Below are 20,314 nucleotides of genomic sequence, written 5' to 3' on the forward strand. Positions count from 1 at the left end.
TTATTTCGCTGCCTTCTTGCCGCAGCATTCTTTTTTAATCAGGGAAAGCAAATCATCAATGTTGCTTTCCGTGCTTGTAAATATTTGAGAATCAGTGTGTTTCCTAATTTCTTTTTCGGTAGTGTAGCCTATGGAAAATATTTTTTTTCCTTCCAGCGAATTTTTTTCTACAAAGCTTCTCACACCGCTCGGACTGAAAAATACCACCGCATCAAAAGGCTTTTCTACCTTCGGGTAAAGCAAAATCGTGTTGTAGACCACCACTTTTTTATACCAGATGTTCTGCAACGGCAGCGTTGTATCCAGCACATCCAGCGCTAAATTTCCGCAGAAGTGCAGGAATTTTTCTCCCGCAGAATTTGCCGTGATAAATTCCGCCAGTTCCTGTGCGTGCTTCTTCACCTTGAAGGTTTCGTAGCCGTGCTTTCGCAGCTCTTTTTTCGTCTTTTTCCCAACGGCGTAAATCTTGTTAAATTTCTCTTTCGTGAAATCAGCCTTCGGTTTGAAGCCATTGGCGAAAAAAGATTCCACTCCATTTACGCTCGTGAAAATCAGCGACTTACTCTTCATGTCAAACGGCTCCACCTTCAGATGTTTCGCCGAAATTACCTCCACGAAATCAAAGCGGCAGTTGCCGTTCAGCACTTCGGAAATCTTCTTTCTCTCGGTTAATTTTGTAAATAAAATCTCCATCAGCTTCCCACATTCATTTTCCGCAGGGCATCCATTATTTCCTTTCCACCGTTCTCCAAAACTTTCTGTGCCAACCTGCTTCCGAAGCCTGCAACATATTGAATATCAGTGGTTTCGTCTGTTTCAACACAGTCTTTCCCGTCGATTGAGCATAGCCTTCCCACAAGTCTCATCTTTCCGTTTTCAATTTCGGCAAAGGCACCTATTGGCGCTGTGCAACCGCCTTCCATCGTCTGCAAAAATTCCCTTTCAGCCTGAACGCAAAGCGCAGTTTCTTCGTGATTGATTTGGTTTAAAATCGAGCTTATCCATTGATTATCAGTTCTTCCGGCGATTGTAATGACACCCTGCGAAGCTGCATTCAGCATAAAAGGCAAAAGTTCATAATCAATGTTTAGCGCCAATCTTTTCAGACCTGCCAAGGAAAAAATCGTGGCGTCTGCCAAGCCGTCCTCTATTTTCTGTAATCTTGTCTGCACATTTCCTCTGATGTCGGTAAATTCCGTGTTGGGAAATTCCTTCAGCCAAAATGCTCTGCGGCGTAAACTGCTCGTTGCAACTTTCAGGTTTTCAATGGGTTTCGCTTTAGATTTTGAATTTCTCACCAAAACATCCTGCGGAAAATCGCGCTCTAAAAATGCGAAAAGCGAAATATTTTCTGGCAAAATCGTTGGCACATCTTTCAGGGAATGCACCGCAATATCTATTTCGTCATTAAGTAAGGCGGCGTCCAAATCCCTCGTGAAAACCCCGGTTATTCCCATCGAATACAGCGGCTGAGAAAGATTCTTGTCTCCGGAAGACAGCACCGGAACTATCTGACAATCAATGCCTAAGCTCTTTAGCTTTCTCGCTGCCTCGTTGGCCTGCCAAAGTGCCAAGGGTGAATTTCTTGTGCCAATTCTAATGCTTTTCATTGAATTCATTTTTAGGCTGCTCCACCAGAATTTCTTTCATCAGAGAGCTCACTTCTTCCGCTTTCCAGGGGTGATCTATGATGTACTTTGCGAAGCGGTTCGTAAGTTTCTGTACCAGGCGGTCGCTCAGCTCCATATCTTCTATGCTGATGTAGCGGTGCTTGCGGTGGATGTTGTGCATTTCTAAATCTTCCATCCGCTTTAGTACTGCCTTAAATTCGTGAATTTTTGGCGCCATTTTCCTGCGTCTCTCCCACTCCTGGAACTCTTTGGTCATCACACGGATGATGTTTTCCGCCTTGGGAACTTCCTTTTTGCGTTGCTCCATCGTCTCGCCGATCTGCTTCGAAAGTGCATCCACATCCACGAGGCTAATACCTTCCAGCATTCCCACGGATTTCTCCACATTGTTGGGAATAGAGAGGTCGAGGATAAGCATTGGCCTGCCAGCGGGGATGTGCTGCATTTTCACCACAGGTTCCTGTGCACCGGTCGCTACGATGAGGATGTCCGTCTCGAGAAGCTCCTTCGTGAAATTTTCAAAAGGGATGAAGGGGATATCAAACTTCCTGGAAATCTCTTCCGCTGTTTCCTGCGTGCGGTTGGCAATTTTTACCTTTGGTTCTTGGATGTGCTTCAGCAGGTTTTCTACGGTATTCCTGCCTATTTCGCCTACCCCCAGCAGCAGGATATTCCTTTCGGAAAGCCGCTTTTGGGTATTCAGAATGTAGTGCACCGCTGCATAGGATACGGAAGCCGCTCCGGTGGAAATGCCCGTCTCGGTCTTTATTTTCTTGGAAATTTGAATCGCCAGATTAATGGCGCGCTCAAGGTAGGGATTGGAGTATTTTTTTTCCTTTTTAAATCTTGAATAAGCCTTTTTTATCTGCCCGATGATTTCAAAATCCCCGATGATCTGGCTCTCCAGCCCCGCCGCCACGCGGAAGAGATGCATCAGCGCCTCTTCCCGGCTGTAGACGGTGACATATTGCATAAACTCCATTAAAGAAACACCCGTAGCCCTGCAGAATTCTTCAGCAATGAGCAGGTAATTGTGCGTCGTGGTGTAGATTTCCGTGCGGTTGCAGGTAGAGACGATAAAGGCATCGCCCAAATCCTTATCGTGAATGTTTTTTACGAAGCCCTTTATCTGATGATCAAAAAACGCAAATCTCGAGCGTGTCTCCGCATCGGCTTTTTCATAGCTGATGCTGAGCACCACAAAATTGGCAGTCTGATAAATATTTGATGGAGCGGACATAAAAAATGACTGCAAATTTACTGATTTTTTTTGCTTAAGGCCGAGTATTTCGGGAAGGAAGCTGCTACCACCTGGACAAATCTGAGGGCAATTCATCAAAATTTCACTCAAAATTCCAAAAGGGGAGGAAAATGATGAAGGCAAATTTATATCTTTGTAAACTTAAACGCTTTCAAAAAAATGGGACTTTTTGATATGTTCACTCAGGAGATCGCCATAGATCTCGGTACCGCGAACACACTTATAATACACAACAACAAAATTGTAATCGACCAGCCCTCCATTGTAGCCGTGGAGCGCTCCAGCGGCAAACCCATCGCCGTGGGCGAGCAGGCGAAGCATATGCAGGGCAAGACGCACGAGGATATTAAAACCATCCGCCCGCTGAAGGACGGGGTAATTGCGGATTTCCAGGCGTCGGAGCATATGATAAAGGAATTTATCAAAATCATACCCGGGATCAAGGGTAAGCTGATACAGCCGGCGCTGCGCATAGTGATCTGCATCCCCTCCGGCATTACAGAGGTAGAGAAGCGCGCCGTACGGGATTCCGCCCAGAAGGTGAATGCTAAGGATGTAAGGCTGATCTACGAGCCGATGGCGGCGGCAATCGGCGTAGGCATCGATGTGCAGAAGCCGGAGGGCAATATGATCATCGACATAGGCGGCGGTACTACGGAGATCGCCGTAGTGGCGCTGGGGGGTATCGTCTGTGATAAATCGGTAAAAATCGCGGGAGACGCCTTTACCAACGACATCGCCTACTATATGCGCACTCACCACAACCTGTATGTGGGCGACCGCACCGCGGAACGCATTAAAATAGAGGTGGGCTCCGCAGTGGAGGAGCTCGACATAGAAATTGACGAAATCCCCGTACAGGGGCGCGACCTCATCACTGGGAAGCCGAAGGAGATTATGGTAAATTACAAAGAAATCGCCCGCGCGCTGGATAAGTCCATCATCCGCATCGAAGATTCCGTGATGGAGACCCTCTCCCTCACCCCACCGGAGCTTGCGGCGGACATCTACAAAACAGGCATCTACCTCGCCGGCGGGGGCGCGCTGCTACGCGGGCTGGCAGACCGCCTGAACCGCAAGACCGGCCTGCCGGTGTTCGTTTCCGAAGATCCGCTGCGTGCGGTGGTGCGCGGTACGGGCATCGCGCTGAAGAATATGGATAAATTCAATTTCCTGATAAAATAGCAATACGGTAGCGCAGGGTGGGATATCTTTTAAGATTTTTAAGGGAGAATGCACTTTTCGTGCTGTTCTTTTTCCTGCAAATAATCGCCCTGGTGCTGATGTTCAGCCGGAATTCCATGCAGCGGTCGTGGATCGCGGCGCAGGCAGCCGCATTCAACTCCCGCGTGTCGGGCTATATAGACGAGGGCGCCTCCTACCTGAAGCTTAAGCAGATTAATGAGCAGCTGGTAGCCCAGAACCGCCAGCTGATGCTGGAGCTCTACGGGAAAGATTATTCCAGAAACCCGCAGTTCCGCAAGGTGCACGATACCGTGGGCGGCGGGCAGATTTATACCTTTGTGGATGGGGAAATCGTTTACAACAGCATCAACAGGCAGGATAATTATTTTACCATAAACCGCGGCAGGCGGGATGGCGTAAAACCGCAGATGGGCGTCATTGCTCCGCAGGGCATCGCCGGGATCGTTGTAAATACCACGAACGAATACGCCCTTGTGCAGTCGGTTTTAAGCGTGAATAAAATTAAAATCAACGGGTCGCTGAAGAAATCCGGGTATTTTGGCACCCTTACCTGGCGGGGAGATAATTCGCGGATCATGCACCTTGCAGATGTCCCGAAATATGTGCCGCTGGCCATCGGCGACACCGTGGTAACTGACGGGAAATCCGCCATATTCCCACAAAATGTGATGATCGGGCGGGTGGCTGGCTACCAGGTGGATACCAAAACCGGATTCTGGGACATCTCTGTGGAGCTCTCCGAGCAGATGGGGAAACTCAGCAAAATTTATGTGGTGAAAAACCTCCGGAAAACAGAGGTACAGAAAATTCAGGATACGCTGCAGGCGGCAATAAAAAAGGATGATCAGTAAAACGCTATATTCCGACATCATACAGATCGTGGTGCTGGTGGCGCTGCAGATTTTTGTGCTGAACAGGGTGACGCTTTTCGGCAGATATACCCCCGTGATGTACCCAATGTTCGTGATGTTCTGGCCCTTCTTCCGGAACCGGTATCAGTTCCTCCTACTTAGCTTTCTGCTGGGCTTAAGCATAGATGCCTTCCTTGGCACCTGGGGCATCAATGCCTTTGCCACCACCGCGCTCGCCTACTTCCGCACGCTGATTTTCAGGACTTCTACCGACACGGAGAGCGATTTCTTCTCCTTCCAATCGCTTCAGTGGCCGCAGTTTCTCTTCTTCATCTTCAGCAGCATATTCCTGCATCAGTTCCTTGTGCAGTTTATGGAGTTTTTCAAGCTAAGCGGGGTTTTAGAAATTCTGCTAAACATCCTCATTACCAGCACGATTTCTTTCTTCTGCATTCTGCTGTACGCCCTGGCTTTTAAAATTAAACAAAAAGTTTAGCAAGGTTTGAATCAGCAGTATCTGAAAATAATAACCGCTATAGGCATCATCGCTGTGATCTTCATTGCGAGGCTCGCCTACCTGCAGCTATTTACCGACCGCTATGCGCTGAATGCCGCCAACACTTCCATCAAGGCGGAGTACATCATCCCGCAGCGCGGCATCATTTTCGACCGCAACGGCAAAATCCTCGTGGGGAACCAGCCAGCGTACGAATTGTCCTTTACGCAGGCTCTTATGATGCCGGACTTTGATACGCTTGGCTTCTGTAATTTGCTAAAAATCAGCAAGCAGGAATTCATTACCAGAATAGAAAACATTAAAAAGGAAAAATATTACTCGAAGCTCACGCCGATGACTTTCGCGAAAAACCTCAGCCGGGAAGACATCGCGCGCATCCAGGAGATCATCTTTAAATACCCGGCGTTCAGCATCGTGCCGAGGCCGCAGCGCCAGTATGAAATCAACACATCCGGCAACCTCCTCGGCTACACGAACGAGGTGAACGATGCCGATATCAGGCGGGATTCCCTCTACTACCTGCCGGGCGACAACATCGGGAAGAAAGGCGTGGAACGCTCTTACGAAAAAGAACTCCGCGGCGTGAAGGGCGTGAACTACATTCAGAAAGATATAAAACTGCGGAGCATCGGGCCCTATAAAAACGGGGCGCTGGACAGGGAGGTGGTTTCCGGGAAGGATTTAACTCTCACCATCGACTACGACCTGCAGAAACTGGCACAGGAAATGCTGGTGAACAAACACGGAGCGATAGTAGCCCTGGACCCCAACAACGGGGAGATCCTGGTAATGGCTACCGGGCCGGACATAGACCCCAACCTCTTTACCGGGCCGGAAAAAACCAAAAACCTCTACCGCATCCAGAACGATACGCTCTACAACAACAAGCCCTCCTTCGACCGATCTGTGCAGGCTGCGTACCCGCCAGGTTCTACCTTCAAGCTCTTTACCGCGCTCGCCGGTATGCAGATGGGCGTAATGACGGATAAAACCATCTTCCCCTGCGGCGGAGGTTTTTACTATAAAGGTTTGAGAATCAAGGGCCACGGTGGCGCAGACCCGCTGGTGCCGGCAATACGGGTTTCCAGCAACTGCTATTTCTCCTACGCATTCCTGGCTATGACGAACAAATACCCGGGCAATCCCAGCAAAGGCGTGGATGAATGGCAGAAAATTATGAACAGCTTTGGCTTCGGAGTATTTCTGAATAATGACCTGGCATCCGGCGTGAAAGGCAGGATCCCCGGTGGCGAGTTTTACGAAAACAGAATGGCGCGCATCTACAAAGCCAGCGGCTCCAAAGCAGATCCTGCGAAGTGGGACCCCCTGGCTACTGGTGCCGTATTCAACGGGATGGGGCAGGGCGATATTATGATAACACCGCTGCAGCTCGCCAACGGGATGGCTGCCATAGCGAACAAAGGCTGGTACTACACGCCGCATATCGTGAAATCCATAGACGGGGAACCAAACCCCGACCCGAGATTTAAGGTAAAACATAAAGTACTGGTGGACGAGAAGTACTTCGATCCCGTGCTGGAAGGTATGGCGCAGGTAGTAACCGGCGGTACCGCCAGAAGGCTGAAAAGCAACGACTTTACGCAGCTAGCGAAAACCGGAACGGCGCAGGTGCCGCAGGGCAAGGACAACTCTATTTTCGTGCTGATAGCCCCGGCAGAAAATCCTAAAATAGTGGTAGCCGCCGTGATGGAGCACGCAGGTTTCGGAGCCACCTGGGCGGGCCCGGCCTCCAGCCTTATCGCTGAAAAATACATCACCGGGACCATCAAGCGGGAGCACCTTTACAAGCAGATGGTAAATGCCAGCTTTATGCCCGAATACAAGCGGCAATACACCGCCGAGCTGAAGCGCAAGGGCTGGTATGTAGAACCTAAGCCCGACTCCGCAGCACTGAAGCGGCAGCAGGACAGCATAGACCTGCTGAAAAAGAAGCAGGACGCAGCAAAAGCTACGCAGATGAAAAAAGATTCACTAAAAAAACAGGCAAAGAAATGAGGTGGGCGCAGGGTTTGGATAAGCTAGGCCTCGGGCTGTACTTCGTGCTTTGCATATTTGCCATCCTGAACATCTACAGCGTAGATCCCGGCAGCGGCACACGGCAGGCGGTATGGTTCGGAGTGTCGCTGTTCGTGGGCCTTTTAATTTTTTTAACGAGGACAAAATTTTTCGAAAATCTTTCGGGCATCATCTACATCATCGGCGTTCTACTGCTGATAGGGCTCTTCCCTTTCGGGAAGGAGGTGATGGGGCAGAAAAACTGGTACAAATTCGGGCCGGTGAGCCTGCAGCCAGTTGAGTTTGCAAAAATCGGCACTGCGCTGATGCTTGCCAATTATCTAAGCAATCCGGATTTTAATATAAAAAACAGACGGTCGCTCCTCACGGCGCTTGCCATCATCGGGCTGCCAGCATTGGTGGTGCTTGCGATCCCGGATGTTGGCTCGCTGCTAGTCTTTATGGCGTACTTCATCGCCCTCTACCGCGAGGGAATGAGCGGCTGGTTCTTTGGGTTTATCGCCATTCTCGCAGCGGTATTTCTGCTGTCCCTAGCGGTGGCGCCGCTGTATGTTGTATTGGGGATCGTCGTGTCGGCAGGAATTATTCTACTGTTAAATTCCCGCAGGATCCACTGGAATGCGCTGAGCGTAGCAGGCATAGCAGGCGGGATTTTGCTGCTTTCCGGGCTCTCGTTTGCCTCGCCCTTTGTTCTGGAAAAACTTCCGAAGCACCAGCGCGAGAGGATCGAGGTTTTGTTTAAAGGCGAGCGGGCATTCCGGGATACATCGGGCTACAACCTTCTCTATTCCAAAACGGCGATCGGCTCGGGCGGGTTGTTCGGCAAAGGCTACCGCGAGGGGTCTGTAACGCAAGGGAAATTCGTGCCGGAGCAGAGCACGGACTACATCTTCTGCACCGTGGGCGAAGAGTGGGGCTTCCTCGGCAGCTCGCTGCTGGTACTTGCCTACAGCCTTTTTATAGGAAGAATTTATTACCTTGCCGAGAATCAGAAAACGACTTTCAACAGGGTCTTCGGATACTGCTTTGCAGGCGTGCTGCTGATGCACTTCTCCATCAACCTCGCCATGGTGATGGGCCTCTTCCCCACCGTGGGCATTCCACTGCCGTTCTTCAGCTATGGGGGGAGCTCGCTGCTTGCCTTTTCCATTATGACCGCCATTTTCTTCAAACTCAACTATGCGGATAAAAACAGCCTGGTATAATTTCGATAGCTGGGAAACATTTGCCCGCCAACACTCCGGGGACTTTATTATTTTTGCAAAAATTTGATTTTGCCAAGAATTCCTGAACAGAACGACTGGGTTTTCTTCCTGGTTTTCGGATGCCTGGGTGCCCTTGCCTTTACATTAAATATTTTCAACAGGGATGCATCGGTAAAGGATTTCCTGCTGCAGGACCGCGCATCTGCGGCAAATATATTCCCAAGTTGGCTGCTGGTATCTGCAGCAGACGCCCTGCTGCTTGCCGCATTGCTTTCTAAAATGCTTCCCGGCCTGCCAAGGTGGGCAGAGAGCCTGAATCTTTTTGGTTTCGGGATGAGCAGATTTTGGCTGGCATTTGCCGGGCTGCTGATACTCTACCCGCTGCGCGCGCTGCTCACGCTGCTGCTTTACTACACCACGGGCAACGGCGAGCGGTGGGAGAGGTTTTATTTCGTGGCTGGGAAATTTTATTTCGTGCTTGCCTTCCCGCTGGCGGCCGCCGTCTTCTATGCCTACTACAGCGGCGCGGATGGGCTGCTTTTCTTCCGCGCCGCCGCTGCTGCCGCCTGTATTTTGTTCATTTTCAAAAATATATTCTACCTGGCGCACCCTCTCCACATACTTCCCCGGCAGTGGTATTATAAAATTTTGTACCTTTGCACCCTGCAAATGGCGCCTACCTTAGCGCTCGTGAAACTGCTGTTTCTCTAAAAACACAGAATAATAAAAAATCGTTGATGAAGATCAAATCCATACTGGTATCGCAGCCCGCACCAGGAGAGACTTCGCCCTATGCGGAGATTGCAAAGAAGGAGAAAGTAAAGTTTGATTTCCGTCCGTTTATTCAGGTCGAGGGCGTAGATTCCAAGGAACTGAGGACGCAGAAAATCGATCTTTCGCAATACACGGGAGTCATTATGACATCCAAAAATGCGGTAGACCATTACTTCCGCCTCGCCGAGGAAATGCGCTTTGCCGTGCCCGATTCTATGCGGTATGTATGCCAGTCGGAGGCTATTGCCAATTACCTTCAGAAGCATGTCGTTTACCGTAAAAGGAAAATCTCTTTCGGGGAGAAAACCGTGGTGGATATGCTGCCGCTCTTCAAAAAATACCCAGACGAAAAGTACCTGATACCCACCTCCGATGTGATGAGCCCGGATATCCCCGCGGCACTGAACAAGGCGGGCATCGACTGGACGCGCGCCATCATGTACCGCACCGTATATTCCGACCTCTCCGACCTCCGGGTGAAGGATTATGATATGATAGTCCTCTTCACGCCGCAGGGCATCCGCTCACTCAAGGATAACTTTAAAGACTTTGAGCAGGGCAGCACAAAAATCGGCGTCTTTGGCGCCAATACGCAGAAGCTCGCAGAAGAGGAAGGCCTTACGGTAGATGTAATGGCACCCACGCGGGAAACCCCGAGCATGACGATGGCAATAGAGCGCTATATCCGCAGCATGAATAAATAATTTAAATTTCAAGCAATGCATTCTGAGCCAACTTCCCGCGGAGTTGGCTTTGTCTTACAAAAATTAAAATAGTTTACAAAAAAATGAGCGATGCGCAACTTTGGGAATGGATTGAGGACTTCTTCCGGGAGAATTTCGGCACGGAGCAGAGCGCCTCGCTCGACACCATTCTTTTCCTCATCGGCGTACAGGAGCTGGGCAGCGGCCCGCAGGCTTTCAGTAAGGATGATAAGCTGAACCTCCTCCACATCGCCGTGTGCCGCCTGCTGGAGCCCTTCGGCTATTATGAATTTTCGCATTATGACCTGGATGGCTTCCCGCATTTTTCAGAAAAAAAGCCTCTGCCCGCACTAAAGCCAAATGAACAGCAGATCCTTATGAAAAAGGCTGTGATCCAGTACTTTATCGACGAAAACCTATTCCCTGAAGAGATCGTTGCTGGGATGATTTAGGCAAATATGTTAAAACCAACTTCAAACCAAATTAATGCGCAGAAATTCGGCGCATTTTTTGTTAGAGATTTGTTAAAAAATTAAATTTTAACAGTTTAACAAAACTTCTGGATGAATAAGCGTTTCATTCCCGTGATTGCCGTTCTTATGACGGTTTCGCTACTTATCTTCGTCACGCTGCAGATTCGCTGGCTGAAGGTGTACTACAGCGCCCTGAACAAGGAGTTTTCCGGCAGGGTGGCTGGCGCGATGGAGAATTCGGCAAAGCGGGTGAATGAAATCGAAATCGACACCTACCTGAACGGCATTAACCCAAATTTCGCCAAAACCGTAGAGGAACACAGCAGCCAGCCGAGCCTCATCGCCGTGAACCAGGTGCAGGACTCGGCATCGAAGACGGTGCTCACCTTCCAGAAAAGCATCATCGAAAGGCAGGATATGCCGCTTTCCACCCGGGGAGACAGCCTGAAAATCACCAAGCTGTGGAATGAAGAGGGCATTGAGCGCATCCGGAAATCCCCCGGGAGCACGGCGCCCCTTACCACTGATCTGAACAACTCCATAGCCTCCGGGGAGTACACCCTGAAGGAATTTGCAAAGCTGAACGCCGAGAATGTGCCGATAGAGAAGCGTGTGAGCAAAGCTACGCTGGACAGCGTCATTAGCCGGGAACTGAGGGAGAAAGGCATCTCTGCCGGCTTCAGCTTTGCCGTGCTGGATAAAAATTTTAATGTAACGCCCATCGCCACGGAGGATTTTAAAAAAGGGGAAAAAAAATCATACCGGCGTACGCTCTTTACCGACCGGGAGGACCGCCCGCTTTACACCCTTGCCGTGGCATTCCCGAATAAAAATTTCTCGCTCATCAGGAGCTACTACCCTATGCTGCTGGGGACTTTCTTCTCGCTTATAACCATCCTTGCCATCTACGCCACTTCCATCAATTATATGATGAAGCAGAAGAAAATTGCCGATGTGAAGACGGACTTCCTCAACAATATGTCGCACGAGTTTAAGACGCCGCTGGCGACCATCTCCATCGCGACCGACTCGCTGGCGAATGACAGAATCGCCACCAATCCGGAGAAAGTAAAATATTACTCCCAGGTCATAAAGCAGGAAAACCTCAGGATGAAGAATCAGGTAGATAATGTGCTGAATATGAGCAAATTGGAACGAAACGAAGTAAAGCTCTTCCTGAAAGAAACGGATGTAAGAAAACTGATAGAGGATGTGAGTGCATCTTTTGAGCTGATCCTCCGCGAGAGAAGCGGTGCGCTGAATAAGTATTTTCAGGCGGAAAAATTCCTCTTCAGGGTGGACGAGCTGCACCTCTCGAATGTACTGGTAAATTTATTGGATAATGCCAACAAATATTCTCCGGAAAACCCGGAAATCACCATACGCACACGGAACGAGGGGGACTGCTATGTGATCGAAATTCAGGATAAGGGCATTGGGCTTGACCCTCAAAATAAGAATAAAATTTTTGAAAAATTCTTCCGGGAGGAGACTGGCAACATCCACAATGTGAAGGGCCAGGGGCTTGGGCTGTCTTATGTAAAAAAAATTGTGGAGCTGCACAATGGTAAAATAGAGGTGGAATCCCAAAAAGGAAAAGGCTCAAAGTTTATAATAAAATTGCCGATGAATTTATGATTCATAATTGACATTATTAGCGAGTTAATACCTTTTCAGTAAAATTTACAATTAAAACAAAGAATATGAACAGAATACTATTGGTAGAGGACGACCAGAGCTTTGGCGCGGTACTGAAAGACTACCTGAGCATTAATAATTTTGAAGTAACCCTGGCTACGGATGGCGAGCTGGGGCTAAAAGAATTTACCGACGGAGAATTCGACCTGTGCATTTTCGATGTGATGATGCCGAAGAAAGACGGCTTCAGCCTCGCGGAAGATGTAAAAAAAATAGACAAAAACACCCCGATCATCTTCCTTACAGCGAAAAATATGCGGGAGGATATTCTGAAGGGCTACCAAATCGGGGCAGACGACTACATCACCAAACCGTTTGATACTGAGCTACTTCTGTATAAAATCCGGGCGATCCTGCAGCGAAGTTCCACATTGGAAAACGAGGAGCAGGAGCAGTTTAAAATCAGCAACATTTACTTCGATTCAGTGCTGCGGCAGCTGAAGGTGCACGACCAGGAACACAAGCTTTCGCCGAAGGAAAACGACCTGCTGAAGCTGCTCTGCATACACCGCAACGACTTTATGCCGAGGGATTTGGCGCTGCGGAAAATCTGGAAGAAGGAAAACTACTTCACGGCGCGCAGTATGGATGTGTACATCGCCAAGCTGCGCAAGCTGCTGAAGGACGATGAAGGCTTGGAAATCATCAATGTGCACGGCGAAGGCTTCCGGCTGCTGGTGAAGAATTAATTTTTAGAACGGAGATTTTAGAGCCAAGAATTAAGAGTTTTGGTTAGTCGCAAAATCCATTGATGAGTCTTGATTCCTAGTTCTTGCATCTTGTGTCTCAAGTCGTATCTTTGCCGATTTAAATGAAGAAGCTCGTCATCATCCCAACTTTCAACGAGAAGGAAAATATCGAGGCCATTATCCGGGCGGTTTTCGCTATGCAGCAGGGCTTCGAAATTCTTGTGGTGGACGATTCTTCTCCGGATGGCACGGCGGAAATCGTGCAGAAACTTCAAGCGGAATTCCCTGAAAATCTGTACCTTACGGTGCGGAAAACTAAGGATGGCCTTGGCAAGGCGTACATCCACGGTTTTCGCTGGGCACTCGATAGAAACTACGATTTCATCTTCGAAATGGATGCCGATTTCTCGCACAATCCCGAAGATTTAATCCGCCTTTACAACGCCTGCCAAACCGCAGATATGAGCATCGGCTCACGCTACTCTCAGGGTGTGAATGTCGTAAACTGGCCTATGGGTAGGGTGCTGCTGTCGTACTTCGCATCCATCTATGTCAGGCTGGTGCTCGGCATCCCCGTGGCAGATACCACGGCGGGTTTTGTTTGTTTTAAACGGGAAACTTTGCTAAAAATTAACATTGACAAAATAAAGCTGAAAGGCTACGGTTTTCAGGTGGAGATGAAGTACCGGGCATTTTTGCAGGGGATGAAAATCGTGGAAGTGCCGATAATCTTTACCAACAGGGTACGCGGCGAAAGCAAGATGAACGGCAACATCATCGGTGAAGCTGTGGTGGGAATTTTGCAACTGAGATGGAAAGCGCTGACGGGAAAACTATGAAAAAGCTCCAGATTTTAGCCTTATCTGTACTGCTTTCCTGCAGCGGCACCATACCGAAGCCGGAAAACCTGATACCGGAAGGGGAAATGAGCAGCATCATCGCGGATTTTGCAATCAATGACCAAATGGGCTTACTGAACCAGCAGGGGGATATGCAGCAGCAGGGACTTTTCATACTTCAGCAGCACAGGATCTCGCAGGAGCAATTTTTGGAAAGCCACCGGTACTACCTCACGAAACCCTGGAAGCTGGAGAAAATTTACTCAGACGCTCAGGACATTATTCTGTCGAAAGATCCAGAAGCTAAGGCTTATATTGAAAAGAAAACAAAAGAAGAGACAGCCCCAAACTAAATGAATCCTTTTTTCCAAATTGAAAAAACCACGGAAAGCAAGGCAAGGGCCGGAATAATTTCCACAGATCACGGCAAAATCGAGACGCCGATTTTTATGCCCGTGGGAACGGTGGCTTCCGTGAAAACCGTGCACCAAAGTGAACTTCGGGAGGATATCAAAGCCCAGATAATCCTTGGGAACACCTATCACCTTTACCTTCGTCCTGCAATGGAGGTGATGCAGAATGCTGGCGGTTTGCACAAGTTTATGAACTGGGATTTGCCGATTCTCACGGATTCCGGTGGCTTTCAGGTGTTCAGCCTTTCGGATTCAAGGAAGATGACGGAGGAAGGCGTGAAATTCAAATCGCACATCGATGGAAGTTATCATTTCATCTCACCAGAAAAATCAATGGAAATTCAGCGGCAAATCGGCGCCGATATTTTTATGGCCTTCGATGAATGCACGGCCTATCCTTCCACCTACACTCAGGCGAAACTTTCGATGGAGATGACGCATCGCTGGCTGAAACGCTGCATAAAATGGTGCGAAGAAAATCCGGAAATCTATGCGCACAGGCAGCACCTTTTCCCGATTGTTCAGGGCTCTACTTTTTCGGATTTACGGAAGATTTCCGCGGAATTCATTTCGGAGCAAAACTGCGATGGCAACGCAATTGGCGGGCTTTCCGTAGGTGAGCCGGAAGACGAAATGTACCGCATAACGGATGAGGTGACGGACATTCTGCCGAAGGAGAAACCGCGCTACCTGATGGGTGTGGGCACGCCGTGGAACATCCTGGAATCCATAGGCCTTGGCATCGATATGATGGACTGCGTATTGCCTACGCGAAACGCAAGAAACGGGATGCTCTTCACCTGGAAAGGCGTCATCAACATTAAAAACGAGAAGTGGAAGAACGATTTTTCGCCGCTGGATGAATTCGGCAAAAGCTATGTGGATAGGGATTATTCCAAGGCTTATGTGCGGCATTTGTTTGTATCGAGGGAGTACCTCGGGAAGCAGATTGCATCCGTGCACAACCTGGCGTTTTATCTGGATTTGGTGAAAACCGCACGGCAGCACATCCTTGCAGGCGATTTTTACCAGTGGAAAAATTCCGTGCTTCCAGAATTGAAAAACCGACTTTAGATGAAAATCATCGACAGATACATCATCCGGAAATTCCTGGGAACGCTGGCGTTTATGCTGGTGCTGCTGTCGGTAATCGTGGTAGTCATCGATGTTCAATCTAAGGCGCCCCGCATCGAGAACAACGGCTATACCGTGGGCTATTTCCTGCTGCACTACTATCCGTACTGGATGGTGTATCTCATCATCACCTTTATGTCCATCCTCGTTTTCATCTCGGTGATTTTCTTCACATCAAGGATGGCGAACAATACTGAGATCGTGGCAGTGGTGAGCAGCGGCGCGAGCTTCCACCGTTTTGCGCGGCCATATTTTATCACCTCGCTGCTGCTCGCCGTGATGGCATTTTTCATCAACCACTACGGCCTGCCGAGGGCGAATGTGAAAAAGAACAAGCTGGAAGCCTATGTAGGCACAGAGCGCAAAAAACAGGCTCTGGAAGGTGATGTGGAAATCGCTACCAAGCTTACGCCAGACACTTATCTTTTCATCTTCAACTACAACCGGAAAAGCGAGCGCGGTACGGGGATGCTTTGGCAAAAATTTGATAAAAACGGCAAGCTGCTGCACCAGATTTCAGCGAATGATATATACTGGGAACCTCAGAAGCAGCGCTTTGTCCTTAGCAATTTTTATGAAAGGAAAGCAGGGGAAAAAGATACGCAAATAATCAGCGATGGCGACACAAAAATGCTGGACTTCGGCAGGCCGCCGAAGGAGCTCTTCCCGGACGAACTTTCCGCACAGTCCAAAACCACGCCGGAGCTCCGCAGCTTCATCCGCGAGGAAAAACTGAAAGGGAACGGCAACCTAACCACCAACTACATCGAACTTTACCAGCGGACCTCTATGCCGGTGTCCATCATCATTCTCAGCGTACTGGCACTCTCCCTCTCCTCGCAGAAAAAACGCGGCGGCCTGGGCGTCAATCTTGCCATCGGCATTGCGCTGGCGTTCGTTTTCATCTTCTCCTTCGAGGCGCTGAAAGTGGTGGCGGAGCACAATACCATCCCGCCGATGCTGGCGATGTGGCTGCCCAACATCGTTTTTGCGCCGGTAGCCTTTTACCTGTACTGGAAAAGGGCAAATCAGTAGAGCAGCTCCATTTCTTTGTGGTAAAATTTCCTTAGCCCTCCGTTTTCCAACTCTACCCAAAGGAAACCTTCCGCATCGGCTTTTCGGATGATGCCATTTTGTCTTACTTTTTCAATTTCAAAAACGGATACTTCATCCTTGCGGAACAGATGCCCGTTAAATTTCTCCAGGATTTCTTCATCGCCTTTTTGGGGGAAAATATTCTCGCTAATGTACTGGTGAAATTCTTCCGTAAACATATGTAAATCAGGCTTTAAGCCCGTTTGAGTAAATAACGATCCCGCTTTCGGCAGCTCCGAAAACTCATCACTTAAAATATTGATCCCTATGCCGATAATGAAGTATTCCCGAAGATTCTCAGCCTTATGTTTCTCAATCAGGATGCCGCAGATTTTCTTTTTTTTAAGGATAATGTCGTTCGGCCACTTTATTTCCGCACCACAATCAGTCACTTTGGCAATGAAATCTCTCACCACCGTGGCGGTATGATAATTGAATAAGTTCGCAGAAGTGCGGAGTAAATTCGCTTCTACAGCAAGGCTGTATGCGAGGTTTTCTCCGGGGCGGCTCTGCCAGCGGTTGCCGTATTGCCCACGCCCTGCCGTCTGGCAAAATGTGTATACGGCCGTACCACAGGGGTTTCCCTGGAGGAACTCCAGGATTTCGGAATTGGTAGAACCGCAGGTGGGGATATGGTGCAGGCTTATCAACATTGTAATATTTTGAAAATCAAATAATTATTTTTTTAACTTTAAACTTGGTAAAAAGCGGTAAATTTGCAAATATAAATTTTTGAATGACAAAATCTGCAGAAAAGCAAAGACTAATATCAACAATCACTGAAGCCATCCAGGATGTAAAAGGCGAAGAAATTCGCATACTCGATCTTTCCGGAATAGAAAACGCCGTAGCCGAAACATTCATCATCTGCAGCGGCAACTCCAACACGCAGGTGGCAGCCATCTCCGCCGCGATCCAGCGCCGCGTAAGGAACGAGGCAGGCGAGCGCCCGTGGCATGTGGAAGGCGAGGAGAACGCGATGTGGATCCTGATGGATTATGTATCCGTAGTTGTCCATATTTTCCAGAAACAAATCCGTGAGTATTATGACATCGAGGAGCTCTGGGGCGATGCCAAAATCACTGCCATAGCAGATTAATTTTTTTAAAACAATTTTTTCTAAATTTTAAGATGAACAACAAGGGATTCAACTGGTTTTTCCCAATAGCCATCCTCGCGATGATTTTCTTCTTCTTCGGTAATGGATTCGGGGAAGATTTAGCTAAAGCAAAAATTAATGAAGAGCGCTTTTTCGAGCTGATGCGCGAGGGCAAAGTAGATAAACTAATCCTTTACAAAGATGCCGAAGATGCCGATGTATTCCTCACAAAGGAGGCGGCATCGGCGAGCGTGAAAAACAGCCGCGCCGAGGAGATGTTCCCGGGTATGAATTTTGCTGCCGGGCCGGTGGCGGATTATTCGTTCAACTATGGGGACCTGCAGCATTTCCAGGAAAAATTCGATGCCGAAAAGGCAGCCAACCCGGCGCTAACGACACAGCTGAACATAGACCGCAAGGGCTCCGAGATGAAGAGCCTGCTGCTGCAGATGGCGATGTGGTTCGGCGTAATGTTTTTAATCTATTACATTTTCTTCCGCAGAATGGCTGGTGCAGGCGGCCCCGGGGGGCAGATTTTCTCCATCGGGAAATCCCGCGCAAAACTTTTTGACGAAAAGGAAAAAGTAAATGTAACCTTCGCCGATGTTGCAGGCCTAGAAGGCGCGAAGGAAGAAGTGCAGGAGGTGGTAGATTTCCTTAAAAATTCTGAAAAATACACCAAGCTTGGAGGGAAAATTCCAAAAGGCGTGCTGCTGGTAGGTCCGCCAGGAACTGGTAAAACCCTTCTGGCAAAGGCTGTAGCCGGCGAAGCCAAGGTGCCGTTCTTCTCACTTTCCGGCTCAGATTTCGTGGAAATGTTTGTCGGTGTAGGGGCGTCGAGAGTGCGTGATTTGTTTGCGCAGGCGAAAGCAAAATCTCCGGCGATTATTTTCATCGATGAAATTGACGCCATCGGCAGGGCACGGGGAGGAAAGAATTTCACAGGGGGTAATGATGAGCGTGAAAACACTCTGAATCAGCTACTTACAGAGATGGATGGTTTCGGTACGGATACCAATGTCATCGTAATGGCGGCTACCAACCGCGCCGATATTCTGGACAAAGCCCTGATGCGCGCCGGCCGGTTCGACCGCTCAATTTATGTAGACCTGCCGGAACTCCACGAGCGGAAGCAGATTTTCAATGTGCATCTCGCTAAAATTAAGGTGGATGAATCTGTAGATGTAGATTTCCTTGCGAAACAGACACCGGGATTCAGCGGTGCTGATATCGCGAATGTCTGCAACGAATCTGCCCTGATCGCCGCGCGGAACGGGCACGAAGCCGTTACAAAACAGGATTTCCTGGATGCTGTAGACCGGATTATCGGCGGTCTCGAGAAGAAAAATAAAGCCATCAAGCCTTCGGAGAAAAAGCGGGTTGCCTACCACGAGGCCGGCCACGCCACGATTTCCTGGCTGGTAGAGCACGCCGCACCGCTTCTGAAAGTAACCATCGTTCCGCGCGGCCGTTCCCTCGGCGCCGCCTGGTATCTTCCGGAAGAGCGGCAGCTGACGACCACGGAGCAGATGCTGGACGAGATCTGCGCTACCCTCGGCGGGCGCGCCGCGGAGCAGACTATTTTCGGGAATATTTCCACCGGAGCGCTGTCTGATTTGGAAAGGGTAACCAAACAGGCACAAGCGATGGTGACCATTTATGGGCTGAATGACAAAGTAGGGAATATTTCCTATTACGACAGCTCCGGCCAGGCAGAATTCAGCTTTGGCAAGCCTTATTCCGAAGAAACTGCAAAAACCATAGATGAGGAAATCTCCAAAATAGTGGAGCTGCAGTATCAGCGCGCGCTGGAGATCCTTGGCACCCACCGCGACAAGCTAGAGAGGCTGGCAGAAAAACTATTGGAAAAAGAGGTGATCTTCCGTGAGGATTTGGAAGAGATTTTCGGCAAGCGCGCCTGGGATCCGGAGCTTACGGAAAAACCTCTGACCACCGTAGAAAACGAAATTCCGGAAACGGTGGTGGCGCCGGAGAGCGGCGGAGTTATTTAAATAAGTTTAATAATCCCTCGGGGCCCGCCTGGGGGTTTTTATTATCGGCAAAAATATTTATACATTTGTATAATAATACACGCACGGTCAGTTGAGTATTTTTAAGAAAATAATAAAAAAAATCGTCCCGCAGCAGGAGCCCGCAGACGAGCGCAATGTGGCAAGGCTTGCCGATCAGCTGAAGAATGCTGATCCGGACTACCGATTTGCTCAGCTCTTTACTCACGACGGAGGCTTTTTCAACTATTGCGGCGATGAGGCCGAGGCATTGCAGACGCTGAATCAAATAATTAAAATAGAAGAAATTCAGTCAGTGTACTGTTTCGATGAAGATCTGAAGAATTTCCTCAGCGTCATCAATGTAAAATATACTCCCGTGCTGGAGCTTTTTAATGACGCGGCATTTATCACTTGCGAATATCTAATGGCGGACAGCGGGCGTATCATGCTCACTTCCAACAATATACAGCATTACCCTTCTTCACGCCTGCCAGATAAAATCATCATAATGGCTACGGTATCCCAGATAGTGACGAACCTGAACGAGGCTATGATGAAGGTAAAACGCCAGGGCACCTGCAAAAACCTGACCTCCATCAGTTGCGGGAAGGGGCAGCTGGAGACCATGGAGAAGGCTAACACAAAAATCTTCCTACTTTTGCTGGAAGATTAGCAT

At 49.0% G+C, this 20,314-nt stretch carries 21 protein-coding genes; 17 read left to right on the forward strand and 4 right to left on the reverse strand.

Going from position 1 to position 20,314, the window contains the following annotated elements:
- From BUB43_RS02060 to hemA, 3 genes are read right to left on the reverse strand one after another with little or no spacing between them, the layout of a single operon-like run.
- On the reverse strand, positions 1-693 hold the full coding sequence (locus tag BUB43_RS02060; RefSeq protein ID WP_073177826.1) for a uroporphyrinogen-III synthase: 693 nt from the start codon (positions 691-693) through the stop codon (positions 1-3).
- A complete protein-coding gene (gene hemC / locus BUB43_RS02065) occupies positions 693-1,619 on the reverse strand; it encodes a hydroxymethylbilane synthase (RefSeq protein ID WP_073177828.1) in 927 nt (308 codons plus the stop codon). The genes BUB43_RS02060 and hemC overlap by 1 nt, the downstream gene beginning before the upstream one ends.
- A complete protein-coding gene (gene hemA / locus BUB43_RS02070) occupies positions 1,597-2,871 on the reverse strand; it encodes a glutamyl-tRNA reductase (RefSeq protein ID WP_073177830.1) in 1,275 nt (424 codons plus the stop codon). The genes hemC and hemA overlap by 23 nt, the downstream gene beginning before the upstream one ends.
- Before the next feature lie 180 nt (positions 2,872-3,051).
- On the opposite strand from hemA, the gene BUB43_RS02075 reads away from it, so the two are divergent.
- The 14 genes from BUB43_RS02075 (at position 3,052) to BUB43_RS02140 (ending at position 16,467) form a co-directional block, all read left to right on the forward strand.
- Positions 3,052-4,077: a rod shape-determining protein gene (locus BUB43_RS02075; protein WP_073177832.1), complete on the forward strand. Its 1,026-nt coding sequence runs from the start codon at positions 3,052-3,054 to the stop codon at positions 4,075-4,077.
- 17 nt (positions 4,078-4,094) lie between these two features.
- Positions 4,095-4,949: a rod shape-determining protein MreC gene (mreC, locus tag BUB43_RS02080; protein ID WP_073177833.1), complete on the forward strand. Its 855-nt coding sequence runs from the start codon at positions 4,095-4,097 to the stop codon at positions 4,947-4,949.
- Positions 4,939-5,445, forward strand: a complete 507-nt coding sequence (gene mreD, locus BUB43_RS02085) for a rod shape-determining protein MreD (RefSeq protein ID WP_073177835.1) — start codon at positions 4,939-4,941, stop codon at positions 5,443-5,445. The genes mreC and mreD overlap by 11 nt, the downstream gene beginning before the upstream one ends.
- 6 nt (positions 5,446-5,451) lie before the next feature.
- Positions 5,452-7,482, forward strand: a complete 2,031-nt coding sequence (locus tag BUB43_RS02090) for a peptidoglycan D,D-transpeptidase FtsI family protein (RefSeq protein ID WP_073177836.1) — start codon at positions 5,452-5,454, stop codon at positions 7,480-7,482.
- Positions 7,479-8,708 carry a rod shape-determining protein RodA gene (rodA, locus tag BUB43_RS02095; protein WP_073177838.1) on the forward strand — a complete coding sequence of 410 codons (1,230 nt, stop codon included), beginning with the start codon at positions 7,479-7,481 and terminating at the stop codon, positions 8,706-8,708. The genes BUB43_RS02090 and rodA overlap by 4 nt, the downstream gene beginning before the upstream one ends.
- Positions 8,709-8,777: 69 nt before the next feature.
- Positions 8,778-9,419, forward strand: a complete 642-nt coding sequence (locus BUB43_RS02100) for a DUF4271 domain-containing protein (RefSeq protein ID WP_159430216.1) — start codon at positions 8,778-8,780, stop codon at positions 9,417-9,419.
- A gap of 26 nt (positions 9,420-9,445) precedes the next feature.
- Complete coding sequence (locus tag BUB43_RS02105) at positions 9,446-10,186, forward strand: uroporphyrinogen-III synthase (RefSeq protein WP_073177841.1); 741 nt, start codon at positions 9,446-9,448, stop codon at positions 10,184-10,186.
- An 83-nt stretch (positions 10,187-10,269) separates the two neighbouring features.
- Positions 10,270-10,638 (forward strand): hypothetical protein, encoded by a 369-nt coding sequence (locus tag BUB43_RS02110; protein ID WP_073177843.1) that lies wholly within the window; start codon positions 10,270-10,272, stop codon positions 10,636-10,638.
- A gap of 111 nt (positions 10,639-10,749) precedes the next feature.
- Positions 10,750-12,297 (forward strand): sensor histidine kinase, encoded by a 1,548-nt coding sequence (locus tag BUB43_RS02115; protein ID WP_073177845.1) that lies wholly within the window; start codon positions 10,750-10,752, stop codon positions 12,295-12,297.
- 65 nt (positions 12,298-12,362) lie between these two features.
- The gene (locus BUB43_RS02120; protein WP_073177846.1) at positions 12,363-13,046 is read left to right on the forward strand and encodes a response regulator transcription factor; all 684 of its coding nucleotides are present in this window, start codon (positions 12,363-12,365) and stop codon (positions 13,044-13,046) included.
- 122 nt (positions 13,047-13,168) lie between these two features.
- On the forward strand, positions 13,169-13,885 hold the full coding sequence (locus tag BUB43_RS02125) for a polyprenol monophosphomannose synthase (RefSeq protein WP_073177848.1): 717 nt from the start codon (positions 13,169-13,171) through the stop codon (positions 13,883-13,885).
- Complete coding sequence (locus BUB43_RS02130) at positions 13,882-14,238, forward strand: DUF4296 domain-containing protein (protein WP_073177850.1); 357 nt, start codon at positions 13,882-13,884, stop codon at positions 14,236-14,238. The genes BUB43_RS02125 and BUB43_RS02130 overlap by 4 nt, the downstream gene beginning before the upstream one ends.
- Positions 14,239-15,372 (forward strand): tRNA guanosine(34) transglycosylase Tgt, encoded by a 1,134-nt coding sequence (gene tgt / locus BUB43_RS02135; protein ID WP_073177852.1) that lies wholly within the window; start codon positions 14,239-14,241, stop codon positions 15,370-15,372.
- A complete protein-coding gene (locus BUB43_RS02140; RefSeq protein WP_073177853.1) occupies positions 15,373-16,467 on the forward strand; it encodes an LptF/LptG family permease in 1,095 nt (364 codons plus the stop codon).
- Here BUB43_RS02140 and BUB43_RS02145 read toward each other — a convergent pair.
- Positions 16,461-17,180 (reverse strand): biotin--[acetyl-CoA-carboxylase] ligase, encoded by a 720-nt coding sequence (locus BUB43_RS02145; RefSeq protein WP_083541118.1) that lies wholly within the window; start codon positions 17,178-17,180, stop codon positions 16,461-16,463. The two genes, BUB43_RS02140 and BUB43_RS02145, sit on opposite strands and share 7 nt — an antisense overlap.
- Before the next feature lie 83 nt (positions 17,181-17,263).
- On the opposite strand from BUB43_RS02145, the gene rsfS reads away from it, so the two are divergent.
- The 3 genes from rsfS (at position 17,264) to BUB43_RS02160 (ending at position 20,311) form a co-directional block, all read left to right on the forward strand.
- Positions 17,264-17,626 carry a ribosome silencing factor gene (gene rsfS, locus BUB43_RS02150; RefSeq protein WP_073177855.1) on the forward strand — a complete coding sequence of 121 codons (363 nt, stop codon included), beginning with the start codon at positions 17,264-17,266 and terminating at the stop codon, positions 17,624-17,626.
- 32 nt (positions 17,627-17,658) lie between these two features.
- Positions 17,659-19,638, forward strand: a complete 1,980-nt coding sequence (gene ftsH, locus BUB43_RS02155) for an ATP-dependent zinc metalloprotease FtsH (RefSeq protein WP_073177857.1) — start codon at positions 17,659-17,661, stop codon at positions 19,636-19,638.
- 91 nt (positions 19,639-19,729) lie between these two features.
- Entirely contained in the window at positions 19,730-20,311 is a 582-nt protein-coding gene (locus BUB43_RS02160; protein ID WP_073177859.1) for an LUD domain-containing protein, read from the forward strand.
- Positions 20,312-20,314 lie beyond the last annotated feature (3 nt).

The organism is Cruoricaptor ignavus (assembly GCF_900141665.1).
Classification (GTDB): Bacteria; Bacteroidota; Bacteroidia; order Flavobacteriales; family Weeksellaceae; genus Cruoricaptor; species Cruoricaptor ignavus.